This window comes from Streptomyces otsuchiensis (assembly GCF_004305975.1).
Taxonomy (GTDB): Bacteria; Actinomycetota; Actinomycetes; order Streptomycetales; family Streptomycetaceae; genus Streptomyces; species Streptomyces otsuchiensis.
Map to the genome: position 1 here is coordinate 1 of NZ_BHZI01000383.1, position 4369 is coordinate 4369.

General features: G+C 74.2%; 4 protein-coding genes. 2 read left to right on the forward strand and 2 right to left on the reverse strand.

Features of this window, described 5'->3' with window-relative positions; genetic code table 11:
• Nucleotides 1-245: 245 nt before the first annotated feature.
• Nucleotides 246-1280, forward strand: a complete 1035-nt coding sequence (locus E0D90_RS23950; RefSeq protein ID WP_103501287.1) for a rod shape-determining protein — start codon at nt 246-248, stop codon at nt 1278-1280.
• 211 nt (nt 1281-1491) lie between these two features.
• Here E0D90_RS23950 and E0D90_RS23955 read toward each other — a convergent pair whose 3' ends face one another.
• Nucleotides 1492-2817 carry a M23 family metallopeptidase gene (locus E0D90_RS23955; RefSeq protein ID WP_130800052.1) on the reverse strand — a complete coding sequence of 442 codons (1326 nt, stop codon included), beginning with the start codon at nt 2815-2817 and terminating at the stop codon, nt 1492-1494.
• Between the two features lie 236 nt (nt 2818-3053).
• Between E0D90_RS23955 and E0D90_RS28125 the strand changes: the two genes are divergently transcribed.
• The gene (locus tag E0D90_RS28125) at nt 3054-3584 is read left to right on the forward strand and encodes a DUF6343 family protein (protein ID WP_227870455.1); all 531 of its coding nucleotides are present in this window, start codon (nt 3054-3056) and stop codon (nt 3582-3584) included.
• Nucleotides 3585-3675: 91 nt separating this feature from the next.
• On the opposite strand, the gene E0D90_RS23965 is transcribed toward E0D90_RS28125, so the two are convergent.
• Entirely contained in the window at nt 3676-4338 is a 663-nt protein-coding gene (locus tag E0D90_RS23965) for a TerD family protein (RefSeq protein ID WP_438827443.1), read from the reverse strand.
• Nucleotides 4339-4369 lie beyond the last annotated feature (31 nt).

Here is a 4369-nt window from a genome sequence, read left to right on the forward strand (position 1 = left end):
GACGGGGACGGGCCTGCCGCCGTGCGCGTCGCCCCCGGCGCGGCGACCACCACCCGCGCCTGAGACACCCGGCGGGAGCCCGGCGCGCACCCGGCGTGCACCTGGCGCGCACCCCGGCACGGCCCGAACGGAACTGACGGGACGTCGGCCTCCGGCCGGCGTCCCCTCGGCCGTACGGGGTACCCCGTACCCCGGGTGGCGCACCTCGACATGCGCATCACTTTCCGTGCCCGCATGGTGACGATATGACCATGAGCCTTGACCAGATCCGCCGCTGTGCCGTGGCCGTCGATCTCGGCGCCTCCCGCACCCGCGTCTACCTCAAGCAGACCGGCCTGATCGTCGACGAGCCCTCCGTCGTCGCGGTCAACACCCGCACCGGTGCCCTGATCGCCGTCGGAGCACCCGCCGAGCGGATGGCCGGCCGCACCCCGCACAACATCCGCGTGATCCGGCCGATCAACGGCGGCACGGTCGTCGACATCGACATGGCCCAGCGGATGCTGCGCGCCATGGTGGGCACCAAGATGCGCCGCGCACTGCGCCGCCGCCCGCTGCTCCGCATCGGCATCGCCGTCCAGCACGACGCCGACCCGCTGGCCCGCCGCGCCGCCTACGAGACGCTGCTCGGCCTCGGCGCGCGCCGCGTCGAGCTGGTGAACAGCCTGATCGCCTCCGGTATCGGCGCCGGCCTGCCGGTGGAGCAGCCCGAGGCCGCCATGATCGTGCAGTGCGGCGCCACCACCACCCAGGTGGCGGTCCTCTCCCTCGGCTCCATCGTCGCCGCCGACATCGTGCCGATGGGCGGCGAGACCGTCGACCGCGCGCTCGTGCAGTACCTGCGCAACCAGCACGAACTGCTGCTGCCCAGCCAGGCGGTGCGCCCGCTGCACCTGGCGCTCTCCGGAACCGAGACCGGACCCGCCGAGGTGCACGGCCGCGACGTCGCCACCGGACTCGCCCGCACCGTCCACATCGACCAGGGAAGCCTGCGCAACGCGGTGCGCTCCCCGCTGACCTCGCTGCTGGACGGCATCCGCTCGGTGCTGCACCGCTGCCCGCCGGACCTGGTCGCCGACCTCGCCGACCGGGGCATCACCCTCACCGGTGGCGCCGCCGAACTGCCCGGCCTGGACACGACGCTGCGCGAGCACACCGGCATGCCGGTCGCCATCGCGGACGAGCCGGGACTGTGCGCCGTGCGCGGACTCGGCGCCATGATCGAGGGCCGGGTCCGCCCGGTGTCGGTCACCGAGCAGCCGGTGGAGGAGCCGGCCTGAGCCTCGCGGCTCCCGCCACACAGCCGCGCGCGTCCCCGAGCGCGCGTCCCGCACCCGCACGCACACCCCCACACGCACACCCCGCACGCACAACCCCGCACAGACACGCGCCCGGCCGGGGCACGGGGCCCGGCCGGGCGCGGGCGTGTCCGAACGCCTGTGGAATCGGAGGGGCGATCCCGGACGCCGGTGAGTCAGCGCCGCGCGGTCGTCACAGTTCGACGCCGTGATCGCTCAGCCACGGCACCGGGTTGATCGCCGAGCCGATGTACGGCGTCAGCCGGATCTCGAAGTGCAGGTGCGGGCCCGAGGAGTTGCCGGTGTTGCCGGAGAGGCCGATGCGCTGGCCGACGCCGACCTCCTGCCCCACCTCGACCTCGATCACCGACAGATGGGCGTACTGGCTGTAGTAGCCGTTGTCGTGCTCGATGACCACCGCGTGGCCGAACGCGTCCTGGCAGCCGGTCCCCACGACGGTGCCCGAGCCGATGGTGAGCACCGGGGTGCCGGTCGGCACCGCGAAGTCCTGCCCGGTGTGCGTGGAGGACCAGCGATGGCCGGAGCGGCCGTAGCCGGCGGTGAGCGTGTACGCCTCATCGATGGGCGCGGTCCAGTCCTCCTCGACGGCGGGCTTCGCCAGGCGCTCGCTGTCCCGGACCGAGACGGCGCACTCGCCGTCGGTGGTCGCCGGGAGGTCGGGCAGCGGTTCGTCGTCCTTCTCCGCCGCCCGCCGCCGCGCCTCACGCTCGGCCCTGAGCTTCTCCAGCGCCGCGGCCTTGGCCTCCTCCAGCTCCTCCAGCCGCTCCTCGGCCTCCTCCAGCTTCTCCTCGACCTCTTCCCGGATCTTCTCCTGCTCCCGGGTCACCTTCTTGGTCGCGGCGCGGAGTTCACGCGCCTCCGTCTCGGCCTCGCCCAGGGCGAGTTCGCTCTCCTGGGTGCGTTCCATCAGCGTCATGGCGGTCAGTTCGCCGCGCCCGATGAGAGAGCTGTTGTTGAGGAACGCCTCGGGTGACTCCGAGAACATCAGGCGGGCCAGTTCCGCCCCGCCCCCGGCCCGGTACTGCGAGCTGGCCTGCTTGCCGATCATGGTGCGCAGCGCTTCCAGCCGGATCCGCTCGCGTTCCAGCTTCTCGCCCAGCACGATGAGGTCGGCCTGGTGGCGGGCCTCCTTGCGGCGCAGCCGCTCGTGGCGCTGGCTGGCCTTGCCGGCCTCCTCGCGCAGTTCCTCTATCTCCTCGGCCTGCTCGGCGAGTTGCTCGTCGAACTCGGCCAGCTCCGGGGAGACCAGATCCTCGGCCTCGTGGTCGTGGTCGTCGTGGTCGTCGTCGTCCTCGTCCTCGCCCCGGCCGTGGACGCCGTCCATCTCGTCGGCGCGGTCCTGCTGCGGCAGGGAGGCGAGGGTGAGGTGCGTCCCGTCGTCGGTGTGGGTGTGGGTGCCGGCCTGCTGGGCCGTCGTTCCGGTCTCCTCCGACGTGGCGGGTGCAGCGACGGCCGGCAGCGCGCCGCCCAGCATCGCCCCGCCCGCGATGGCGATCACACCGCATGCCCGCGCGACTCGGCGCGCGGAAATCCTGCTCGTCACTCTCCAGCCCCCGATGTGAAGCGACTCTCGGACCGTCCCCGTTTCTACCAGACACCGGGAGTGCTGTGTTCGGTTCCCACCCGCCCGTTTCGTGCCCGCCGGCCGTTCCGCGCACGGGCGACGCGCAGGGACGACGCGCACGGACGACCGGTACTACGCTCGAAGGGCGGGCCGACGACGGGAGGCCGACCATGGCTGACGGGAACGAGGGCCGGGGCACTGACCGCCACCGACACCCCTACCGGGCGTTCCGCGAGCGCTATCCGCGCAGCGGCAGCGAGCCGGTGACGGCGCTGAGCGACCTGCCACTGCGGCTGATCCTCTCGCTGGTCTTCGTGCCGCTGTTCCTGCTGCTGACGCTGGGGTTCGCGCTCTGGTGGGCGCGGACCGGCGGCGGCGACAGCCCCACCCGCGGCGAGCTGGGGCTGCTGGTCCTCGGCTGCGCCCTGTTGACAGTGCTGGCCGTCGTCGATCTGTTCGTGGTGGTGCGGCGCCTGCGGCAGGCACGCGCCCGGGCCGCCACGGATGCGGACGGCCGCACGGGCGGGCGGCCGTGGCCCGAGGGCCGCGACCCCGGGCCGGGACGGCGACCGCACGGCGGCTCGTTCCCCGGCGGCGGGACCGGCGGGACGGGGCGGACCGGCCGGACCGGCGGCGAGGCCGGCCCCGGCGGGACGCGAGCGGACGGGCGCCGGACGGGAGAGAGCGGACGCGGGCGCTGAACGGCGCGTGTCGTGAGCACGCGCTGTGCGGCGCGCCCCTTCGCGCGGGCAGCGGACGGCTCGGCTCGCCGCCACCACCGGACGGCTCGGCTCAGACGTCGACGCCGTGCGCCTGGGCGATCTCCAGCAGCCCCGCCGGGTAGGCGGCGCAGTCCGCGTGGAAACCCCACCCCTGCGGCGTCCGGTACAGCTCGCCGAGGGTGAGGCCGAAGCCGTCCCCGACGGCCGCGCGGTCGAGCCGGAAGCCGCACAGCTCAGTGCCGTCCTCGCCGTCGAGCACCCGGACGGTCATCTCGCTGAGCGCGGAGAGATCCTGGCCCCGCTCCTCGGCGTCGTGCAGCGACAGCGCGAAGACGATGCGGTCGGTGTCGGCGTCCAGCCGGCCGGGCTCGACGGTGAACCGCTGCTCGCCTTGGCCGTCGCCGTGGATCGGGGTGTCGTCGGGACCGGCGGAGCCGCCGTCGCCCTCGCCGTCCTCGTCCTCGTCGTCGGAGCCCCCGGTGGGGTTGTCCAGCCGGATCGAGTCGCCCTGTTCGTCGTGATCGCTGGGGAGCGAGAGGTTGTTGTAGAAGACGAAGTGCAGGTCGCTGAGGACCCGGCCGTCGGCGTCGACCGCGAAGGCGCTGCCGTCCACCTCCGGCGCCCGCTCCGCCTCCGGGGTCAGCGACCAGCCCAGGGCGATCGTCAGCCGTTCCGCCCCCGGGTACGGGCCGGAGCGCTGACCGGGCGCGAGCCAGGGGGCGGTCGCGGGNATCGGCGGCTCCGCCGGAACGGGCGGCGCGGCG